The organism is Neisseria sp. HMSC065D04, assembly GCF_001815675.1.
Classification (GTDB): Bacteria; Pseudomonadota; Gammaproteobacteria; order Burkholderiales; family Neisseriaceae; genus Neisseria.
The window spans coordinates 1-1,858 of the sequence record NZ_KV821566.1 but is presented as its reverse complement, the minus strand read 5'-3'; the positions used below and the strand labels follow the sequence as shown (position 1 = coordinate 1,858).

Below are 1,858 nucleotides of genomic sequence, written 5' to 3'. Positions count from 1 at the left end.
CATTTGAAGCGCGGGTTTAAGGGGGCGAAGTAGGTTCACCCGCAGATAGTAAAAGGTCGTCTGAAACCGAAAATCAGGTTTCAGACGACCTTTTAAATATCAGAACATATCCATATGATTAAACCAAGACATACCTATGCCGTCATTCCCGCGCAGGCGGGAATCCAGAAGTTTAAAATTACGGTAATCTCTAAACATTTCTGAATGATTGCGGTCTGGATTCCCGCCTGCGCGGGAATGACGATGCGGGTATTCTTATTTGAATTTATGATTAAACAAAGGGATAGCATGGAAACCCAAACTTTAGAAAACCCCACTTTCGATACACAAGACGAATTCAACCGTAAGCCGATAGCCGAAAACATCATCAGGCTGCTTACCTCAGATATCGACCTCTCCCCTATGGTCATCGACGGCGGCTGGGGAACGGGCAAAACCGAATTTTGCCAAAAGCTGATTCGGCTCATGCAGCAGCAACATCCCGATTATCAACCCGTCTATATCGATGCCTTCCGTTCAGACCATAGCGGAGAGCCTCTACTGGCATTGCTTGCCGAAATCATCAAAACCTGTACGCCTGAAGATACTAGCGAGCAGCCGTCTGAACAGCGCAAAAATATCACCAGAAAAATTGCGAAAGCCGCAAGATTCGGAATAAAAACCGTTGCTAAGGCAGCAGCCAGTCATCTCCTAAAACAGAGTACAGACGATTTAGCAGAAGAATTTCAACAGATAATAAATGACGGCCAAGATGCAGACAGTTTGGCCGAAACCGTAACCGATGCCGCTGCCACAATCGCCAGCCATACCATCGATGCAACCGTCGAAGCCTTATTGAAAGAGCAAATCGAAGCGGAAAAAAATCTAGAAACGCTCAAAGCCTGCCTGAAAGAATTGGCAGCAGACAAACCGATTATCCTGTTTATCGACGAACTCGACCGCTGCCGCCCCGATTACGCCGTCGATATGCTGGAAGTCATCAAACATGTCTTTGATGTTGAAAACGTCAAAGTCGTGCTGGTAACGAACACCAAGCAACTGCGCGCGGCGATCAATCATCGATATGGGGTGGAAGTGGATGCGCACAAATATTTGAATAAGTTTTTGAAGTACAGCTTTACCTTGCCTGATAAGGTTGCAGTTCCATTTGAGGTAGAACGGGCTTTGGTTTCCGTTGAATATTTCAAACAGTTGATACGAAAAAGTCATATAGCTGATCAACTAAAAGATTTGATTGAGGAAAATAATATTATGAGTTCTATTAGCGATATGATTGAAGGGGGTCATATATCGCTTAGGGAGGTGGAACAATTAGTCCAGGTTTTAGAGATATATTATTCTTTAAGCCAAGAATTAAATAGAAAACTGATATGGGAATATAAATTACCGCGTATTATTGCTATATTTATTTTCTGCTTCTGTCCGAGTTTAATTGATGATATTAATCAAAATATTACTAAATCACAGGGTTTTAATCAATATAGAAAATATTGGGAAAAGTGTATCAACGAGAATTTTCTTAAAAATGCAAGTTTTGTTTTAAGAAGGTCACCTGAAACTAAAATCTTATCTATCCTGAAAGACACCTTCCGAGTTCTCAGCCTTGAGCAAACGCCCAAATAAAAAAGGTCGTCTGAAACCAAAAATCAGGTTTCAGACGACCTTTTTTCATATCGATACATTACGCAAAGCCAAACGCAGAGGAGATTTAATTAACAGCCGATAAGATGGCGTTTAATAAAGACGTGGGGAATCTACGCATAATTCTTCTTTTTTCGATCGGTAACACGTCCAGCTTTTGCCTTTGAATGTACGCTCGGTGGCGGTGTAAGTCTTGTTATTCATCAGTTTGGTCGAA

The 1,858-nt window shown here is 41.9% G+C and carries 1 protein-coding gene; it reads left to right on the top strand.

Annotated elements, in window-relative coordinates; all coding sequences use genetic code 11:
- Positions 1 to 288: 288 nt before the first annotated feature.
- The gene (locus HMPREF3050_RS12875; protein ID WP_070775075.1) at positions 289 to 1,623 is read left to right on the top strand and encodes a KAP family P-loop NTPase fold protein; all 1,335 of its coding nucleotides are present in this window, start codon (positions 289 to 291) and stop codon (positions 1,621 to 1,623) included.
- The last annotated feature ends 235 nt before the right edge of the window (positions 1,624 to 1,858 follow it).